13 protein-coding genes are annotated in these 18,943 nt (G+C 48.3%); 5 read left to right on the top strand and 8 right to left on the bottom strand.

The window, feature by feature from the left end:
* Positions 1-78 precede the first annotated feature (78 nt).
* The gene (locus tag UF05_RS18900; RefSeq protein WP_005463923.1) at positions 79-1,050 is read left to right on the top strand and encodes a leukocidin family pore-forming toxin; all 972 of its coding nucleotides are present in this window, start codon (positions 79-81) and stop codon (positions 1,048-1,050) included.
* Positions 1,051-1,139: 89 nt separating this feature from the next.
* Here the strand turns inward: UF05_RS18900 and UF05_RS18895 are convergent, their stop codons facing one another.
* Positions 1,140-1,751, bottom strand: coding sequence for a LysE family translocator (locus tag UF05_RS18895; protein ID WP_025527347.1), 612 nt, complete (start codon positions 1,749-1,751; stop codon positions 1,140-1,142).
* 109 nt (positions 1,752-1,860) lie between these two features.
* Here UF05_RS18895 and UF05_RS18890 point away from each other — a divergent pair, with 109 nt between their 5' ends.
* Complete coding sequence (locus UF05_RS18890) at positions 1,861-2,751, top strand: LysR family transcriptional regulator (protein ID WP_025571758.1); 891 nt, start codon at positions 1,861-1,863, stop codon at positions 2,749-2,751.
* 59 nt (positions 2,752-2,810) lie between these two features.
* Entirely contained in the window at positions 2,811-3,182 is a 372-nt protein-coding gene (locus UF05_RS18885) for a VOC family protein (RefSeq protein ID WP_005395273.1), read from the top strand.
* Positions 3,183-3,283: 101 nt separating this feature from the next.
* Here UF05_RS18885 and UF05_RS18880 read toward each other — a convergent pair whose 3' ends face one another.
* Positions 3,284-3,505: a hypothetical protein gene (locus tag UF05_RS18880; RefSeq protein WP_005481464.1), complete on the bottom strand. Its 222-nt coding sequence runs from the start codon at positions 3,503-3,505 to the stop codon at positions 3,284-3,286.
* A gap of 124 nt (positions 3,506-3,629) precedes the next feature.
* Between UF05_RS18880 and UF05_RS18875 the strand changes: the two genes are divergently transcribed.
* Positions 3,630-4,166 (top strand): TetR/AcrR family transcriptional regulator, encoded by a 537-nt coding sequence (locus UF05_RS18875; protein WP_025536017.1) that lies wholly within the window; start codon positions 3,630-3,632, stop codon positions 4,164-4,166.
* A 31-nt stretch (positions 4,167-4,197) separates the two neighbouring features.
* Here the strand turns inward: UF05_RS18875 and UF05_RS18870 are convergent, their stop codons facing one another.
* Together UF05_RS18870 and UF05_RS18865 are read right to left on the bottom strand one after the other, a co-directional pair.
* On the bottom strand, positions 4,198-5,682 hold the full coding sequence (locus tag UF05_RS18870) for a hypothetical protein (RefSeq protein ID WP_045546291.1): 1,485 nt from the start codon (positions 5,680-5,682) through the stop codon (positions 4,198-4,200).
* Between the two features lie 33 nt (positions 5,683-5,715).
* Positions 5,716-7,281 carry a bifunctional metallophosphatase/5'-nucleotidase gene (locus tag UF05_RS18865; RefSeq protein WP_025629347.1) on the bottom strand — a complete coding sequence of 522 codons (1,566 nt, stop codon included), beginning with the start codon at positions 7,279-7,281 and terminating at the stop codon, positions 5,716-5,718.
* A gap of 279 nt (positions 7,282-7,560) precedes the next feature.
* On the opposite strand from UF05_RS18865, the gene UF05_RS18860 reads away from it, so the two are divergent.
* Complete coding sequence (locus UF05_RS18860) at positions 7,561-8,631, top strand: NAD(P)H-dependent flavin oxidoreductase (protein WP_045546290.1); 1,071 nt, start codon at positions 7,561-7,563, stop codon at positions 8,629-8,631.
* 31 nt (positions 8,632-8,662) lie between these two features.
* On the opposite strand, the gene UF05_RS18855 is transcribed toward UF05_RS18860, so the two are convergent.
* From UF05_RS18855 to UF05_RS18840, 4 genes are all read right to left on the bottom strand, one after another.
* Entirely contained in the window at positions 8,663-11,143 is a 2,481-nt protein-coding gene (locus tag UF05_RS18855) for a GH92 family glycosyl hydrolase (RefSeq protein WP_045546289.1), read from the bottom strand.
* Between the two features lie 89 nt (positions 11,144-11,232).
* Entirely contained in the window at positions 11,233-13,689 is a 2,457-nt protein-coding gene (locus UF05_RS18850) for a GH92 family glycosyl hydrolase (protein ID WP_045546288.1), read from the bottom strand.
* Between the two features lie 72 nt (positions 13,690-13,761).
* Positions 13,762-16,467 (bottom strand): GH92 family glycosyl hydrolase, encoded by a 2,706-nt coding sequence (locus UF05_RS18845; protein ID WP_045546287.1) that lies wholly within the window; start codon positions 16,465-16,467, stop codon positions 13,762-13,764.
* A gap of 47 nt (positions 16,468-16,514) precedes the next feature.
* On the bottom strand, positions 16,515-18,935 hold the full coding sequence (locus UF05_RS18840) for a GH92 family glycosyl hydrolase (protein ID WP_045546336.1): 2,421 nt from the start codon (positions 18,933-18,935) through the stop codon (positions 16,515-16,517).
* Between the last annotated feature and the right edge of the window lie 8 nt (positions 18,936-18,943).

Raw genomic sequence — 18,943 nt, 5'->3', positions numbered from 1 at the left:
TCGTTTTCGTCACGTTGATGCAGTGTATTCAATATGTTAGCTTGATTTGGGACTGTTCCCAAGTAAGGTAATAAAATAATGAATAAGAAAATACTGCTTCCCCTAATGTTAGGGATTTCCGCTACTGCTGCTGCTTCTGATAACAAGGTTGTAGAAAGTGTCTTGATTGATAACATCGCGCTAGAAGGTTACGTGAAGAAAAGTTATGAAGTCGTGATGCAAAGCGAGCCTGAGCTTTTCCCGTACGAGTTTCGTGGTAGCCGTGTGCAGATGAAGTTACTGGTTGAGTTATTCCATAACTCAAAGAACGACAAAAAAGCGGCTCGCGTGATCACTCTAGGGAATGGTTATGTACCAGGTAAGCCGGGTGTAAAACACACTTTTGATGCAGCGATTGTTGACCGTTTTACTCAAAACTACCCAGTTGCGTTCGATTACAGCATCTATCAAGCTGGTGGCACGCCTGTATTTAGTGAGGATTACTCACCGCAAAACGAAGCCAATGATGTTTCAGTATCGACAACCACGGTTGCACCGTCTATCGGCTTAACCGCGACTGCAACACCGGGCTCGGCACCAAGTTTTTCTGGCTCGTTGACGACCGATCTCGGTGTGGCTTATACGTCTCGTTACTCAAGTAAGGATTACGTCACCGCAGCCAAGCCAAAAGCTTCCATGGAACGCGGTATGGGCGTTAAGTGGACCACCTCTCTTAGCCAGATTTACACCAACGACTACCAGTATTACGGTAAATGGGCGGGTGTTTACCACTACACAGGTTGTTCAAACGAAAACCTATTACCAGAAGAGAACTTGCCGCGTCTGATCTACGGCTTCAAACCGAAATTCCAGTACGTGTTCACACCAGAATTTGAGCGCGGAGAAGAGCCAAAAACGGAGATGATTGCACGAGCGGGCATGAAAGAAGTTGACGAAGGTTTCTCTCGCAATGCGTGTAACTGGTACGATCAAGGCACAACGAGCCATTACACTGAGGCGCAAATTCGCTTCACGATTGATTGGGATAAGCTCACCGTTATCACTCAATAAACGTTTCACTTACCAGACCTAAGGTTTGTGGATTGTAATGCGGCTCCAGTAGCCGCATTTTTTGTGTTCAAAATCTGACCGCAAACGTATTAAGCCTTTAAGCCCAGCATCGCGCCGAAAATGACCAATCCCGCTCCACATGCTTGATTGAGTCGATGCTTAATCTTCAACAAGAAGGCTTGTAATTGGGGTGACGTGAATAAAACAGCAACGATAGAAAACCAAATGCCGTGCAGCGCAATCATATAAATCCCGTAAAACAAGGCGATATGTTGCTGACTAGAATCGGGAGAAATCACTTGGCTAAAAATACTCAGAAAAAACAGCATCGTCTTAGGATTGAGTAAATTACACAGAAATCCCTGCATGAAAAATCGCCACATTGAATACTCGCTCTGTTGAATGGTTTCTGAGTTTGGCGCAGGCTGCGAGGAGAATATTCCTTTAATCCCAAGGTAGATAAGATAAGCAGCCCCAAGATAGCGCACGAGATTAAACAACCATTCATTTTGTGAAATTAAGTAACTGATTCCTAGCATGGAGTAAGCGATGTGGATGCTTATCGCCATGCTGATACCAATCGCACTGTACACGCCAGCTTCTCGTCCTTGATTTAAGCTGTTTCTTAATACCAAAACAAAGTCTGCGCCAGGGCTAATAACAATAAGCACCCCCAATAGCGCAAGAGTTACAAATTCCATATCGGTTTCCTGTTTGAATGATGAAGTCTGTGATGTAGCGGAATTGTAGGCGTCTTTGTTACTGACTATAATCGAAAAATATTCCCATATTGGTGAGAAAAACTCACAGATGCGCCACCTAAAATCTTTCTATGTCTTCCACGTTGCGGCGAGCTCTTCAAGCTACACTGAAGCGGCTGACAAACTGAACATCACCCACGGAGCAGTGAGTAAGCAGATCAAGCAACTTGAGCAATATCTGTCGCAACCTTTGTTTTTGAAAGAGGGTAGGAAAGCCGTGTTGACGGCAGAAGGTGAATTACTCAAGACATACACAAAAACGGCATTCCAAACGCTAGAAACAGGCGTGAATACACTCATTCAAGAAAAGCATCAGCATCTTGAAGTGTCTTGTGAACCGACATTAACCATGCGTTGGTTGATGCCAAGGCTTGCTGCGTTTAATGATGAACACCGTGCTGATGTTCGTTTGTCGACGGCGGGAGGCCCGGTAACATTAGGATCGACAGGGCTTTCGATGGCGATTCGTCGAGACGATTTTGCTCAGCAGCACGATTACAACAAAACCATTCTTGTGGAAGAGTGGGTGGGGCCAGTATTTTCTCCTGAGTATTGGCAATCCATTCAAGACGATTTGGATGCAGTTCGATTGTTGAATAGCCAAACTAGACCGCATGCTTGGGCGGATTGGCAGCAATCAACACGTTGTGAAACCTTCAACGGCAACACTCAGCAATCATTTGCGCATTTTTATTTTTGCATACAAGCCGCGGTGGATGGCTTAGGCGCGGCGATGGGATCGTATCCTTTTGTTATGGACGATATTAAGCGCGGTAATTTGGTCGCGCCATTTGGTTTTGTGCTATCAGGTTGCAATTATGTTTTATTGAGCCAAGATAAAAAGCGTACAGAACTCGAACATAAATTCATCACGTGGTTACAAACGCAAATGGTAGAGTGTGTACCACTACCATCGCAGCAAAATACGCAAGGCGAATAGAAGGCGTAGAGCGTGATTACGTCAGTCAGTTTGATGGAAAAGGGCTTAGGAAATTGGAAATGGAAAACCTCAATATTGTTGAAATCAAATCATTTGTTCCAGCGAAAGATTACGCGCTCTCAAAACGTTTTTATGAGGCGATAGGCTTTGATATGGCGTCAGACTTCGGTGATGTGGCGTACTTCTCTCAAGGCAGTTGCGCGTTTCTTTTACAGAATTTTTATGAGCCAGAACACGGCAACAACTTCATGATGCACTTGCTCGTAGAAGACGCAGAAAGCTGGCATCAGCACTTGTCCAAAGTGGGTCATGAAGAATTTGGTTCGCGTTTAACTGAGCTGGTCGAGCAACCTTGGGGTATGCGCGAATGTTGTTTGTTTGACCCTAGTGGCGTTTTATGGCGAATCGGTCAGAACATGAATACTGATTAACGCCAGTCCTCTTTTCACCACATTTATATCGCGCAGGTATTGAGATCTCGATACTTGCGCGTTTTGTTTTTTGCTTAACCTTGCCAACGTTTCTCGCGCACTCACGCCTTTTTCGAGGTGGTGTGTGATGGACTGACCCCAAAAAGCTCCTCAAGCAGCATGGCTTTGAGTTCTGCTCTGACTTCTGCCCCCCCGATTAACGCCAAAAGTGCGAGTCCACCTGGTATGAGAATCACCATCAATATTGGTCTTAAAATATAAGAAAAGCAGAATATGGTCGGCAAGAAAATCAATCCTTGGCCTAGTTTGTTTAATACGTACATGAGCGATTCCTTTTGTTTTTATATAAAAATTGAGCGCGCTCATTTTTATAATTGAGCGCGCTCAATTTGTCAATGTCAGCCGCTCAAGGTATGATCCTTTCAGGCTCATTAAGCAGATACATCAATGACGAAGCGACAACAAACCAGAGACAAAATCCTAAAAGCCGCGTGGGCATCTTTTGCTCAGAATGGCTATGACATGACGACCACAAGGCAGATTGCGAGAGAAGCAGGAGTCGCCGATGGTACGGTATTCAGCCACTTCCCGACCAAACTGTCGATTTTGCGCGAAGGGATGCTGACGCAACTGCAACAGATCAGCCAAGAGACGCTAGTCAGTGTGGAAGGTAAGACAGCTATTGACATTGGTTTGGCGCTGACAGAGAAATACTATCGCTACTATTTTGCGAACGTCGAGTTGAGCCGAGCCTTGTTGAAAGAGGTGATTTGGGATTTGGATTACTACCAGTCGTTTAACCAAGCTTTGTTTCAATCTGCGAGCGTAAGTTCTGTTCTTGAAGACAAAATGCCGTTGATTTTTGACTGCTACTTCATGACGCTAATCGCACATTTAAGCCGAGCAGAACCGGATGTTGAAGCCGCGCTTACAGATCTTCATACTAAGTTTCGGCAAATCATTCCCATTGAATCACTTGGCTAATGGCTAAAAGTCGAATCTTAGATCCAGCATTTCAAACAATATCGGTTTTGATGAAGCCTTCTTGTTCGAGCGTTAAAAGGTGTACAGGAGCGTTTATCGAGCGGTTGATTGATTCGGCTATGCTATCGACGCGAGACAGGTCGATCTCATCCACCCCAACTTTTGGTGGTGATTGCATGGCTGAGTAGTTATAGAGAAATCGATAAATCGCTTGCCACTGTTTAATGCGCTGCAAACTCAAGTGGGCAGCGTAGCTTGGTGGTAACCATTGGGTATAACGGTTCCAAAACTCGCTGTTCCAATTCGGGTGTGTCGGGATTAATTCGTCTATCGATTCCGATGGTCTTGCGCTTTTTTGAGTCAGCCACCCCATCCCCACTTGCCAGCTCCCATATTGATTTTGGATGTTTCCACGACGCCACGTTTCATCCCACCAACTCATCTTTTGCTTTGCATGATTTAAGCTCAGATTTTCCTCACTTTGTCCAATATGGCAATAATAGAGTTGCGTCGTGCCCCGCTTAATGGCGGAGGTAAAAGCGGTGATCGCTGCCCCTCGTAAAAAGCTTTCATGTTCGAGGACAAAGCGTTTCGGCACTTTGTTCGCAAAGTATTTCGCCAAGTTTTGCATGTGCGCGTGCGCAGCAAAAACAGGGCGAGTGAGTAGCACTTCTTTTGATTTCGCGTGCGAACCATCGCAGTAAGCGAGTTGGTCAAATTGGCTGCGGCTAAGAATTTTGTCGTAAGTGCGCTGTGCTTGGAGAAATACATCTGATTCGTCTGGCGCTTCTTCTTGCTGCGTTAATTGGTAACGGCTTGGCTCCCAAAGCGGTTGAGGAATGATGTGCTCTGACATCTCTGTCTGAGGAAACCAAGCGTTGTCACTGAGCAAAAGCACGTACCCCGTTTGGGCATCGGCGCTGCATAGTGTCCAAATATGCGCTGCACGTTGTTCTCGGTCATGGTGGCGAAAACCAGAGCGCGCCACTTGAACAAAGGAACGAGTTTGGATATTCGAGAACGATAAGTGACGTTCGTATAAGCGACTAAAAGTGTCCAGCATACTTGCCAAACGCTCAAGAGATTGTGAAAAACGGCGATGATTCAAGCCCAATTTATACTGTAAATCTTTGGGTGAAACCTCGGCTAATAGAGCATCAAGCAGTGGTTGGAGTGTGCGGGATTCTTTGATTGGGTTCGGCAGCGTTGCGGTTTTTTGACAGTAGCGACACTTTACTCTTGGGCTACCGACGGCCGTTCTCCCGTAGCGTTGCCAAGCGGGTAAGCGGCAGTCGCAATGAGGTAATAGCTTCAAATTAAAGGTTTGCTGTTGTAGTTGATGAGCCAATGCGAGTATCGGCTCGTTAATCAAAACCGGAGGATAAGCACCACACTCAGGGCAATGCCACGCGTCGTAGCCAAGCCGATTTGAGCGCGAATACAAACTGAGATCAGGCACGCCGCAATTAGGGCAGCCAAATGACTTACAGCCATTGTATTCTTGACGAAAAGTCATGGTGCTTATCCTTTGAGGTTATTTGTCAGAGACTTACTCTTTGACGCTGACATCCACTTGGCGACCCAGCGCCGGAACGATAACATCTTTCTTGGCTTTAAATTGGTCAATCAATACTTGGGTGACTGAATCGCCTTGCGATTCAAACGTGCCCTTTTCAAATACATGATAACCGTCACCCCCGCTCGCTGCGTAAGAGTAAGTGGCCACTTTGTATGATTGCGAGTCGTTCACTGGCTTGCCATTTACGTTCAGGCTGAGCAGGCGTTTACCTTGTGGTTTTGCGTTGTCGTAGCGCGCTTCAATACCGGAGAATTGTGCCAGACCGTAAGGCAAAGTGTAGCTGTACTCCAACAGTTCTTTCAGCTGTACGCCGTTGAGTTTTACGACGGAAAGTTTATCTGTGAATGGGAAAAGATCCATTACGTTTTCCATCGTTACTGGGCCTTTGTTAAGGTCAACGCGAATACTGCCCGAGCTGATCATACCCACATCTGCTTTAGCGGCTTCGCGCATCATATCTGCTACTAAATTGCCTACATTGGACTCGCGGTAATAACGTCGGTACGCCGTGTCATTAATGGTCGCCAACTGCTGACCAAGCTCTGGGTATTGTTTGCGAGCGTTGGCGATAAGATCGCTGGTTTTCTTGTCGCGTTCAAGCTTGTCTGACTCGACAGGGATCAGTTTTCCGTCCAGCAGTTTTACGTCGTGCTTTTCGGTGTCTACTGCAAATTTAGTGTAACCCAAGTATTTACCTTGACCGAAAGTGAGACCGATAACTGTGCCCGTTTTTGGATGCACGACAGGCTTCCATAAGCCATGGTCAGAGTGGCCGCCAAAAATCACATCGACCCCCTTTAGCTTGCCTGCCATGTCGTAATCTTCATCAAAGCCGCGTTGCACTTCAGGATCGGCTTCTTTGTCGGTTTGCATTGGTGCCGTTTTATTTTGGTGGGTGAGCACGACAACCATGTCCACTTCGTCGCGGATCTTATCAACCCAGAACTGAGTGGTTTTGATTGGATCGTCGATAGTCAAACCTTTGCGATTACCTTTCCACATAGTGTTGTAGAAGGCATCAACGCCCATTACCCCAATCACACCGACACGAATGCCATCGCGTTCAACAATGGTATATGGCGAAGCAAAAGGCGCATTGTTTTGCTCAAACTTGATGTTGGCATTGAGCACGGGGTAGGCGGCTCTTGGCATGTTCTCTTTCAAGGTTTGCCAGCCGTATTCAAATTCGTGGTTACCGAGTGTTATCGCGTCGTAGCCCATCGCACTGTACAAATCGAAAGAGAGCTTGCCTTGCGTTTTTTTCGCGAGTGAACCAGTGAAAATGTCCCCCGCATCGAACAAGAAACTGGTCTCCTCTTGCGCGCGGGTTTGTTTGATCAGTGTGGCAAGGTAAGGAATACCGCCAATGCGGCTAATGTCTGGATTCCAAAATGCGTCAACGGGCTCATAAACGCTTTCAATGTCGTTGGTGTGCAGCAACGTGACGTTGCGAATTTCCGCAAAGGAAGAAAATGACACGCCGATAGAGAACGCCGCTAACGCATACAGCAACGGCTTTTTAGAAAATGTCTTCATAGTTGATCCGGTAAAAGTTGAGTAAGAAGTAAGGTTTCGCGAAACAGAGCAACTTTAAAAAAGCACGTAACTCAGGCGATTGAATTGGATCACATAAATTCATGTCAGTAATCGCTGATTGACGCGGAATGTCATTTTGAGTGGGTGTTGAGTGCACAGAAATAACAACGCAGTTGGGTGAAAATTAGTCGCTATGAGATAGTGGACATATTGATGCGTGTCAGTGAAAACGCGCATAAAACAACAAAAAACTCAGTTGGATGAACTCAAGGAAGAACGATGAAAAACAACGCATTTAATGCACTTTTGGGGACAGAGTTACCGATTATTCAAGCCCCAATGGCTGGCGTGCAAGATAGCCAAATGGCCATTGCAGTGAGTAATGTTGGCGGGCTTGGCTCGTTACCTTGTGGAATGCTGAATAAAGACGCCATCGTTAAAGAACTCCAACTTATTCAACAGGCGACCAATCGACCATTCAACCTCAACTTCTTTTGCCATGAAATGCCGGAATACGACGCTAACAAGCACGAAGAGTGGCAAAAAACGCTGCAACCGTATTTTGCTGAAGTTGGTGAAACCGTACAGGCTCAGCCAAACGCTCCGACAAGGATGCCTTTCAATCATGATATTGCTGACGCGATTGAACCATTTGCACCGCCAGTGATCAGTTTCCACTTTGGTTTGCCTGCCGATGACTTGTTAGCGCGAATTAGAGGCTGGGGAGGGAAGATCCTTTCGACAGCGACCACAGTGGATGAAGCACTGTGGCTGGAAGCAAAAGGCGTTGACGGCATTATCGCTCAAGGCTTGGAGGCTGGTGGACACCGAGGCATGTTTTTATCGGATGATTTATCTACTCAATTAGGCTTGTTGGCGTTGTTACCGCAAATCGTTAAGCGCGTGAATTTACCTGTTATTGCTGCAGGAGGAATTGCCGATAAAAGCGGTGTTGAAGTTGCGCTGAAGTTAGGAGCAAGTGCTGTGCAGGTTGGCAGCGCCTATTTGTTGTGTGATGAGGCAAAAACCTCGTCTTTACATCGATATGCGATTGCCAGTGAGCGCGCGCAGCATACGGCGGTGACCAATGTTTTCTCGGGCAGACCAGCACGAGGCATTGTGAATCGCGCGATGTCGGAGCTAGGCTACATCTGTGAATCTGCGCCGAAATTCCCATATGCTTCCATTGAAATGACTCAGTTAAGAGCGCTTATGGAGAAGCAAAACCGAGATGAATTTACGCCGTTGTGGTGCGGACAAAATTCGTCGGGTTGCAAAGAAGTTTCGGCGGCAGAAATGACGCTATCATTAGTGGAAGGGATTGATTTGAGCTTGTGTTCCTCAGACTGATTTGGCCTGAGGAACACATTTCAAGTGAAGGTTATTGAGGCGCTTTCATCGCTTCTGATTGATCGCCCGTCATCACGAAGTGCAACTCACCACCCGGTTTGAACTCGGAATGGTCGAAGAAGAAACCGTTATCCAAAGCTTTGCCATTGATGGTGACAGACTTGATGTACATGTTGTCATCGGCGTTGTTCTCTGTGGTGATGGTGAACGTGCCGCCTTTCACCGGAATCACTGCTTTGTCGAATAGCGGACGACCCACAGTGTAAATAGGTTCTGCTGCGTTCACTTGGTAGAAGCCTAATGCAGACATCACATACCAAGCGGACATTGCGCCCACGTCTTCGTTACCAATGACGCCTTCTGGGGCAGCGAAATACATGTCATCAAGAATGTGATCGACGACTTGTTGCGTCTTCCATGGTTCTGCTGTCCAGTTGAACAGGTAAGGGATGTGGTGTGAAGGCTCGTTACCAAACGCAACTTGACCAATCAAACCAGACATATCCGGTGTTTCAGTGCCTTGGCTTTCTGCGGTGAAGGTTGCTTCTAGGTTTTTCTGGAACTCAGCATCGCCACCCATGATGGTTTTTAAGCCCGCGATGTCATGCGGTACAAACCAAGTCCACTGCCACGCGTTACCTTCGGTGTAGTTGCCTGTCTCGTGTTCTGTGCCGTATGGGTCGAATGGCGTCATGAAGGTTTCATCAATCATCACTGGGCGCATGAAGCCCGTCACGCCATGTTCTGCGTATTCCGTTGGGTTGTAATCGAAGTACTTCTTGTAGTCTTTTGAGCGTTCAAGGTATTGCTCTTCTGCTTGAGTATCACCGGCTGCTTTGGCAATTTGTGCGATAGCCCAATCGTAGAACGCATTTTCCAGACCGTAAGAAACAGACTCAACGGTGTAGTCTTCAAAGACTGGTTCACCATCGACACGTTGGATGGCAGGCGTGAAGCCGTTTTTCTCAATGTAATCGATGTGCTTGGTTAAAGTGCGATCCAATACGCCTTGATCCCAATCTGCTTGCAATGCAGGGTAGTTGTCGTAAGTCGAAGAGTCGATCGCGGCTTTCAGCGCCAGCTCTTTCTCTTGTTGAGTAAACTCTTCTGGGAATTTGGTCATCGCATCCGCAATCACAGCTACCGCTGGGTAGCCAACCATGGTGCCTGTTTCGTCACCTAAGTGCTCCCATTTCGGTAGTAAGCCGCTTTCAGTGTACTTCTGAACTAGGTTCTTCGCGTACTGCACCGCGCGGGTTGGTTCAGTGATGGTTTTTAGTGGGTGTAATGCACGTTGGGTATCCCAAAGAGAGTAAACCGAGAAGTTTGGTTGTTCTTCCGTTGCTTGACCATAAGCGATGGAGTATTCCCCTTCGCCTTCACGAATTGAGCCTTTGCCCATGCCTCGGAATCGACCATCTACGTCTTGGTGCACCATCGGCGCAATTTTTGTGTGGTAAAGCGCGGTGTAGAAGATCTCTTTCTGATCTTCCGTGCCCCCTTCGATAGAGAAGTTGAGTGCTTTTGCCCATTTCTCTCGCGCGTTGCTGCGAGCTGTATCGAAAGAGACATTCGCTTCAGCATCGTAGTTGTTTTCTGCACCTTGTGGGTCAACCGCAGATAACGCCACTTGCGCGTTCAACTCCTGTGAGCCTTCATCTTCAAATTCGATGTAGGCAGTGACGTCCGCTTTGACACGTTTGATAGCATTGCCTTGGTCATCGTAAATCAATTCAGAAACGTGCTCTGCCGTTAGGCCGTCAACAGGCTCACCATTGGCAAGGATGTAGACGTCTTTGATCTTCTTATCGAAAGTCGCATAGAAGAAGATTTTTTGGTTTTTCGCCCAGCTAGAGAAGTGTGCTGCATCGCGCTCGCCCGTGATGGTATGACCGTCTTCGCTCACCGTCAGTTTGTTGCGCAGAGAGGTCGAACCCCAGTCACTGTTAAGGATGGAGTTGAGGTCTATCTTCAGACGTTGTGGTTGACCTTGCGGGTAGGTGTAACGATGGAAGCCGACACGTTCAGAAGCTGTAAGCTCAGCTTTGATGCCGTTCTCAGCAATCTTCACAGAGTAGTAACCCGCTTCTGCCACTTCTGAGGTTTTGTCCATCTTGACCGAAATCGCTTCGCGGTAGTCGTCGCTGTCTTCGATGTATTTAGCTTTATCTTCGGTAAACGGCAGGAACAGAATGTCACCTAAGCCGCCCATACCCGTGCCAGATAGGTGAGTGTGGGAGAAGCCAAATAAGGTCTTTTTATCGAAGTGGTAACCTGATGAAGAGTGCCAGCCGATCAGCTCGGTATCTGGAGAAAGTTGCACCATGCCTTCTGGCACAACAGGACCCGGGAAGGTGTGTCCGTTAAAGCCGGTTCCAATGAATGGGTCGACGTATTTTAGGTTGGAAGTATCGACGCTTGGTGAGGTGTTATCGTCGTCATCGTTGCAGCCAGCCAAACCAATAACACTTGCAATCACTGCGGTGGCGATAGCGGTTTTCGTAAAGTTCATAATCTTGATTCCTTAGGCAGGAAGCGCGTCACTTCCTGCCACTGAGTTAATCTATCTGCTTATTCTTTAAACACGAATTACATAAAACGTTACTGAGCTTGAAGCGCTTCTTGCTTGTCACCCGTCATGACGAAGTGAAGCTCGCCGCCCGCTTTGATTTCGCTGTGTTTGAAGGTGAAGTTGGCATCCAGCGGTTTGCCGTTGATGGTTACGGACTTCACGTACTTGTTGTGTGGGCTGTTGTTGTCTGCGATGACGTTGAACTCGCCGCCTTCCACTGGAATGGTGATTTCATCAAACATGGGGCGACCGATGGTGTAGACCGGATCCGCTGGCGTCACTTGGTAGAAGCCCATTGCCGACATCAAGTACCAAGAGCTCATCTGACCCACGTCTTCGTTACCAATCAAGCCGGTTGGCTCGCTGGTGTACATCTCTGACATGATGCGGTCTAGGTACTCTTGTGCTTTCCATGGCTCATCCGTTAGCGCGTATAGGTAAGGAATGTGGTGCGATGGCTCGTTACCGTGCATGTACTGACCGATGTAACCCGTTAGGTCTGGTAGCTCTTCGCCTGTGTTTGAAGAACGCGCATTGAATAACTCGTCCAAGTCTTCACGGAAGGCTTTCTCTGGCGTGGTGTCTTTGCCTTGCGCCAAGTCGGCTTGATAGATTTCTTGTTTCAGACGGTTGAAATCGTGCATTGGTTGGAACTTCCATTGCCACGCGTTCCCTTCGGTGTAGGCAAACTCGTCCACGTAGTAAGGGTCAAATGGTAGCAGTGGGCATTTCTCTTTCATCACGCCTGAGCCTTCAGGCCACTCAACCATTTCACACTCATCCAAACGTTCTTCATCAATTGGTTGGTTGAACTCCAAAGGCGGTTTGTTTGGTGATGAGCTTAGCGGGTGGTTTTTCGGACGTAAGAAGCCTGTCTCTGCATCCCAATGGTTAAGCCAGTTGTCGGCACGAGTCATAAACTCTTCTTGCAGTTTTACATCGCCAGCCATGCGCGCGATTTCTGCCATTGCCCAGTCGCCATATGCAAACTCAAGCGTATAAGATGCACTGTTCCAGTAGCCGTGATGAACAAAGCCGTTTTCTTCGTACACCTTCACTTGCACAACGTTTGCTGCGCCGATGTTGTTGTCTTCCGTCCAATCTGAGAATTCAGATGCCTCGTGGTAACGCACCGTAAACTCAGCCGCTTCTTTGGCAAGTTGTGGGTCGATGTCTAAACCTTTCGCCATCGCGTCAGCAATGATAGAAACCGCAGGGAAGCCGATCATAGTGCCAGTGTAATGGCTGTGCAGTTCCCATTTCGGCAAGATGCCACCGTCTTCGTATTTACGAATCAGGTCGTTGGCAAACTCTTCGGCACGTTCTGGGTCGATGATGGTTTTCAGTGGGTGCGCTGCACGGAAAGTGTCCCACATGGAATACACAGAGTAGTTTGGTGTGTCGCCCGCGTCTTTTTGAATGCGAGTACGCATCGCAGGGTATTGACCGTCGACATCTTGGAAAATCATTGGCGCGATAGAAGCGTGGTAAAGCGCGGTGTAGAAGATCTCTTTTTGATCTTCCGTGCCGCCAGATACCATCATACGGCTAAGCTCTTGGTGCCATGCGTCGTTGGCTTGAGCGCGCGCAGTATCAAATGACATGTCTTTCGCTTCTGCTTCTAGGTTTTTCTCCGCCCCTTCTGTGCCTGTTGGTGACAAGCCTACTTGGATTTCTAGCGGTGTTGATGATGGTGCGAATTCTAGGTAAGCGATGGTTTTCACTGCGTCGATGTTGTCGTTGTTTACATCGATTTCCGTTTCTGCGCCGTCAACTAGAGCAATGGCTTTGACGATAGGTTGGTTGAAGGTGGCGTAGAAGTACACGTGTTGGTTGTTCGCCCAGCCGTTTGAGCTACGTAAACCGCGGATGGTGTAAGCGTCGATGAACTCCAAATCGCCCTTCATGGTGCGGTTGTTGAAGTGACCTTTGTTGAGGGTGTGGTCTAAATCGAACTTGATGTGTGGCGTTGTGCCTTCTTTGAAGGTGTAGCGGTGGAAGCCAACACGTTGCGTGGTGGTTAGCTCGGCTTTGATTTCGCCTTTGTTCAGTTCAACCGCGTAGTAGCCCGCTTCTGCAGTTTCGTTGTCTTTATCGAACGTGTTGAAAACGGCGTTTTCTTTCTTCGTAAAAGGCAGAACTAAGATGTCACCAAGGTCAGTAATGCCTGTGCCAGAAAGGTGAGTGTGGGAGAAGCCATACACTGGGATTTCAGTCAGCTTGCCGTGGTCGAAGTAACCGGCGGCAGAGCCCCAGCCTTCCATTTCGGTATCAGGAGAAAGTTGCACCAAACCGTAAGGCACAACCGCCCCTGGGAAGGTGTGACCATCTGCGCCTGTACCAATCAATGGATTGACGTATTGAGTTAGTGTGGTGTCGAGGGATGGAGTGCCAGAGTTGCTGTTGTCGTCATCGCTGTTACAACCAGCAAGACCAAACATGGCAGCGAGTATAGCGGTAGAGATAAGGGTTCTTTTTAGTTTCATTTTTATGGTTCCACTGAAGTGAAGTTTTTTAGGGGGCTAGGTGCCCCCTTTCGTTATTTGGATAGGTATCGGTTACTGCGCTTTCATCGCTTCAGATTTGTCTGAAGTCATGACGAAATGCAGCTCACCACCGTCTTTCAAATCGCTGTGCGCGAAGCTGAAGTTGTCACTCAATTGTTTGCCGTTGATGGTCACCGACTTAACGTAGATGCTCTCTTGGCTGTTGTTTTCAGAGGTGATGGTGAATTTACCGTCCGCGACAGGAATCACGGCTTTGTCGAACAGAGGACGACCGATGGTGTAGCTTGCTTCGCCCGGTGTGACTTGGTAGAAGCCCAATGCAGACATCACATACCACGCCGACATCTGACCGACGTCTTCGTTACCAATCAGGCCTTCATGCGTTGGGTGGTAGAACTCGTTCATCGCTTGGTCGACGATTTCTTGTGTCTTCCAAGGTTCTGCCGTCCAGTTGTATAGGTAAGGCACGTGGTGATCAGGCTCATTACCCATCACGAACTGACCGATGTAGCCCGACATGTCGTGTGATTGGCTCGTATCGGCGTTGGAGTCCGCATTAAACAGCGCATTCAAGTTAGCGAGGAATGCCGCTTTGCCTTGTTCGGTTACGTCTTCAGGAAGAGAGAAGTCAGTACGGTCGATGTGCTCGCCACCCATCACGTTGGCTAGACCGTTCAAGTTGTGCGGTGCAAACCATGTCCATTGCCATGTATTGCCTTCGGTGAAGTCTTCACCACGGTGCTCGGCGCGGTAAGGCCAGAACACGTCACTTTCGTTGAGTGCTTTGCGGTCTTTACATGCGTTGTAGTCCATACCGTCTGGGATAGACAGCGCCATGTTCTCGTCCAAACATTCGGCTTTCAGGTTGTTTGCCCAAACCTTGCTGCCGCTGTTCATGTAAGCCGGACGCATAAAGCCCGTTGCACCCAATGCGTTGCCTTTGGTGTCTTGCAGTTTACCGTATTGTTCTGGGTTGTAATCGAAGTAGTTCTTGAACGATTCAGAGCGCGCCATGTAGCGGTCGTACTGCTGGTCATTGCCCGCAAGTTTAGCGATCTGAGCGATACACCAGTCGTAGTAAGCATTCTCAAGACCGTAAGACACCGACTCGTTCACGAGCTCGTCGTATTTATCGACTTTCAAACCTTCCACGTAACCCGGTTTGTCACCAGAGTCGGGCGCCCATTTGGTGTTGGCTGGAATAAAGCCGACGTCTTCTTGGTAGTCGTTATGACGTGTCATGACCGTGAAGCGTTTGTCACCGTTCCAAGCGTCTTGGTAAGGCACCCAGCTTTCGGTTTTATCAAGGTTGAAGTTGACCGTTTCGTCAGCGGCTTTCAACGCCAAATCAAACTCGACAGCAGTAAAGGCTTCTGGGTGTTTGACCATGATATCGGCGATAACCGAAACCGCAGGATGACCGACCATTTCACCGGTGTAATCCGAGTGCAGTTCCCATTTTGGCAGTACGCCGCCCGTTTGGTATTTGTTCAATAGATCGCGTGCGTGTTCAATCGCGCGGTCTTTATCAATGATGGTTTTCAGTGGGTGTGCGGCGCGGAACGTATCCCACATTGAGTACACTGAGTAGTTCACTAAGCCATCTTCTGCTTGGTGCACTTTGCCATCCATACCACGGTATTTGCCATCCACATCTTGGTATAGGAATGGAGCAACGAACGTACGGTAGAGCGAGGTGTAGAACATGGTTTTGTCGGCTTTGTTGCCACCTTCCAGTTCAAACTCGCCAAGGATGTTTTCCCAAGCCACGCGGTTTTGTTGTACGACGTTGTCGAAGTCCCAACCGTTGGTGTCTGCTTCTAGGTTTTTCAGTGCGCCGTCAACGCCAGTGCCAGAAATCGCTACCTTGACCACCAACGGCTCATCGCTCTTACCAAAGTTCAAATGCGTCAGGACATCGTTTGCGCGTTTTGCCAAACGTTCTGGATCAGGTTCTGGTTCGCCCGGCATTGGTTTGTGCTCTGCGTAACCGCGGTAATCTTCCAAGCCGACTTCGGTAGCGTCAGTTGGGGTGAGTTTGCTTTCAGAAGCCAGCTTGGTGTACAGGTTCTCTTCAATGATTGGATCAGAGAATTCTGCCGCGAAGAACACGGTTTGCCATTGACCCCATTCGTTTGAGGTGCGCGCGCCTACGACGGTGGTGTCGTTAACGCGCTTGTAGTATATGCTGCGAGAGTGGTTGCCGTATTGCTCCAAGAGTTCGTGTTGAAGATCGATACGCACTTTGCGGTCTTCACCCGGTTTGAAGGTATAACGTTGGAACGCCACGCGGTCGGTTGCCGACAGTTCTGCTTTTACGCCTGTTTCTACAAGGTCAACCGAGTAGTAGCCAACCTCTGCCACTTCCGAGCTTTTATCCATGGTTACGGCATCGGTATTGAAGCCTGTGTATGGCAAGAAAGCGAAGTCGTTTAGGTCACCTTTACCTGCGCCAGAAATGTGGGTCATTGAGAAGCCAGAAAGCAAGCTGTGCACAGGATCGTATTCAACAGGCGAGCCTTTACCATTCCAACCGTTTGGATCGAAGTTATCTGGTGACGGTTGAATCATACCTTCTGGCATCACTGGCGATGGGTTGACGTTGCCAAGACCTTTAGTGCCGATCAAGGTATCAACGAATTCCAAAGTAGGGGTAGAGATAACCGGAGTTTCTGGATCAGCGTCGCTGCCACAACCAGCAAGACCAAGCATGGCGGTTAACACTGCAGTAGAGAGTAGGGTTCTTTTAAGTTTCATTGTTTTTATTCCACTAGAAAAGGGGACACGAGGTCCCCTCAAAATCATTATTCGCCTAGGTTGGCTTGCATTGCTTCAGACTTGTCAGCTGTCATCACGAAGTGCAGTTCGCCGCCTGCTTTGAATTCGCTGTGCTGGAAGGTGTTGTACACATCCAGAGGCTTACCGTTGATGGTCACTTCTTTGATGTACATGTTGTCTGGACCGTTGTTCTCAGCCGTTACCGTGAAGGTGCCAGAGCCAATGTCTACCGTCGCTTTGTCGAAGATTGGACGACCGATGCTGTAGGTTGGATCGGTTGGCGAGATTTGGTAGAAGCCCAGTGCCGACATCAAGTACCACGCCGACATTTGACCTACGTCTTCGTTACCGATGATGCCGTCTGGTGTCGGTTTGTAGAACTGGTCGTAAACTTGGTCTAGGTATTCCTGCGCCTTGTAAGACTCTTCAGTACGGTTGTACAAGTAGATAACGTGGTGCGAAGGCTCGTTACCGTGAATGTACTGACCAATGTAGCCTGTCATGTCTTGGTGCGCTTCGCCGCCATTTGGATCGGCAGTAAATAGGTTGTTCAGCTTGTCGTTCAGACCTTGCGTGCCGCCCATGATTTCAGTCAGCTTGTCTAAGTCTTGCATGAACGCCCATTGCCATTGCCACGCGTTACCTTCTGTGTAGTAGAACGCGTCAGACTTGTAAGGGTCGAAGTCAGTTGAAGCGTATTTCAGTGCACATGGGTCACCTTCTTTCAGTTCTGTTGGTACGAAGAAGCCCGTGCCGTCTGCGTTACCTGCTTTCGCATCCCAGTGTTTCAAAGAGTTGTAAGAACGAGCTTTGAACTCTTCATACGCGTCCATATCGCCAGCGGCTTTTGCCATTTCTGCGATCGTCCAATCGTAGAATGAGAATTCCAACGAGTACGACACGGAGTTCCAGTTCGGGTAGCGAACACACTGTTCTTTCTCGTGGTAGTTCAACTGACCAGCCATGAGTGAGCTTAGGATGTCGTCATGAATCTGTGGGTATTCATGCGGCGTGTAACGTGCTGATTTCACTGACGCCGTGTAAGCTTGCTCTGCATCAATCAAGCCTTTGGTTACGGCATCGCCCAGAATCGCTGCCGATGGGTAGCCGATCATGGTGCCGGTTTCAGAGCCGTGACCTTCCCATTTCGGCAATAGACCAAACTCGTCGTTGGATTTACGAATCAAGTCTTTCACGTAAAGCGTTGCTTGGTCTGGGTCGATAATGGTCCACATTGGGTGAACCGCGCGGAACGTATCCCACGTTGAGTAAATCGAGTAGTTTGGCGTGTCGCCATCTTTCAGTGTGCGCACTGTGCCAAGCATATCGACGTATTGACCGTCCACATCGTATAACTCGATTGGTGCGATCATCATGTGGTACATGCCAGTGTAGAAGTTGGTTTTCTCTGCGTCTGTGCCGCCTTCTACTTTGATTTTTGCTAGCTTCTCAGCCCACGCGTATTCTGCGTCTTCTTTTACTTTTGCTAGGTCGAAACTCGGTGCTTCCGCTTCTAAGTTTTTCTGTGCGCCTTGCCAGTTAACTGGAGAGATACCCACGCGGATTTCAATTGGCTCTTCGCCTGTGCCGAAGTTTAGGTAAGCGGTCAGATCATCGCCTGAGTAAACCGCCCCATTACGCATTTCGCGCGTTGGTTCTAGGTCTTGTTCACCCAACATTGCTTTGGCGATTGGTTGGTTGAATTTCGCGTAGAAGAAGATGTCCTGACCTTGGTGATCTTGCCCTTGGAACCAGCCAGTTGAGGTTTTACGACCGCGAATGGTGTATTCGTCCACCACTTCTACTTTGTTCTTCAAAGACTTGCCGTTGTTGTTCATTAGGGTATGACCCAAATCGAACTTCACGTTGCGGTCTGCGCCATCAGCAAACGTGTATTTGTGCAAACCAACGCGTTTGGTTGCGCTCAGTTCTACTTCGATTTGACCTTGGTTTAGCTTGGTTTTGTAGTAGCCAGCGCTTGCTTCTTCATTGGCTTTGTCGAAAGAGTTCAGCTGTGTGTTTGCCATGTCTGCGTATGGCAGAACCAAGATGTCGCCTAAGTCCGTTGCGCCTGTACCTGAAAGGTGAGTATGGGAGAAGCCGTACAGCGGAACGTCAGTGTTAACCACTTCGCCAGTTTCGTAGTTGGATGAATCCCAGTAGCCAGATGCCGAGTGCCAAGGGTTAAGTCCTGATTCGTGATCAGTGTTAGAACCGATGAAAGTATCTGGAGACAGTTGAACCATACCTGCCGGTACCGTCGCGCCCGGGAATGTATGACCAGAAGCTGCTGTGCCGATCATAGGATCGACGTATTTCAATACCGCAAGATCAACAATTGGATCACCCGGCAGTGAAGAGGAAGAATCGTTGTCGCTGTTACAGCCAGCTAAGCCACCCGTCAGACCAACCAGGATAGCCAAAGAGATAAGATTACGTTTAAACATGTGCATAC

It is taken from the genome of Vibrio sp. S457-15, from assembly GCF_000960545.1.
Taxonomy (GTDB): Bacteria; Pseudomonadota; Gammaproteobacteria; order Enterobacterales; family Vibrionaceae; genus Vibrio; species Vibrio parahaemolyticus.
This window is presented reverse-complemented; position numbering and strand designations above follow the sequence as displayed.

What these genes read in the sequence shown, in the direction of transcription:
- UF05_RS18900 (WP_005463923.1), top strand. Translation starts at nt 79, where the DNA reads ATGAATAAGAAAATACTGCTTCCCCTAATGTTAGGGATTTCCGCTACT.
- UF05_RS18895 (WP_025527347.1), bottom strand. Translation starts at nt 1,751, where the DNA reads ATGGAATTTGTAACTCTTGCGCTATTGGGGGTGCTTATTGTTATTAGC.
- UF05_RS18890 (WP_025571758.1), top strand. Translation starts at nt 1,861, where the DNA reads ATGCGCCACCTAAAATCTTTCTATGTCTTCCACGTTGCGGCGAGCTCT.
- UF05_RS18885 (WP_005395273.1), top strand. Translation starts at nt 2,811, where the DNA reads ATGGAAAACCTCAATATTGTTGAAATCAAATCATTTGTTCCAGCGAAA.
- UF05_RS18880 (WP_005481464.1), bottom strand. Translation starts at nt 3,505, where the DNA reads ATGTACGTATTAAACAAACTAGGCCAAGGATTGATTTTCTTGCCGACC.
- UF05_RS18875 (WP_025536017.1), top strand. Translation starts at nt 3,630, where the DNA reads ATGACGAAGCGACAACAAACCAGAGACAAAATCCTAAAAGCCGCGTGG.
- UF05_RS18870 (WP_045546291.1), bottom strand. Translation starts at nt 5,682, where the DNA reads ATGACTTTTCGTCAAGAATACAATGGCTGTAAGTCATTTGGCTGCCCT.
- UF05_RS18865 (WP_025629347.1), bottom strand. Translation starts at nt 7,281, where the DNA reads ATGAAGACATTTTCTAAAAAGCCGTTGCTGTATGCGTTAGCGGCGTTC.
- UF05_RS18860 (WP_045546290.1), top strand. Translation starts at nt 7,561, where the DNA reads ATGAAAAACAACGCATTTAATGCACTTTTGGGGACAGAGTTACCGATT.
- UF05_RS18855 (WP_045546289.1), bottom strand. Translation starts at nt 11,143, where the DNA reads ATGAACTTTACGAAAACCGCTATCGCCACCGCAGTGATTGCAAGTGTT.
- UF05_RS18850 (WP_045546288.1), bottom strand. Translation starts at nt 13,689, where the DNA reads ATGAAACTAAAAAGAACCCTTATCTCTACCGCTATACTCGCTGCCATG.
- UF05_RS18845 (WP_045546287.1), bottom strand. Translation starts at nt 16,467, where the DNA reads ATGAAACTTAAAAGAACCCTACTCTCTACTGCAGTGTTAACCGCCATG.
- UF05_RS18840 (WP_045546336.1), bottom strand. Translation starts at nt 18,935, where the DNA reads ATGTTTAAACGTAATCTTATCTCTTTGGCTATCCTGGTTGGTCTGACG.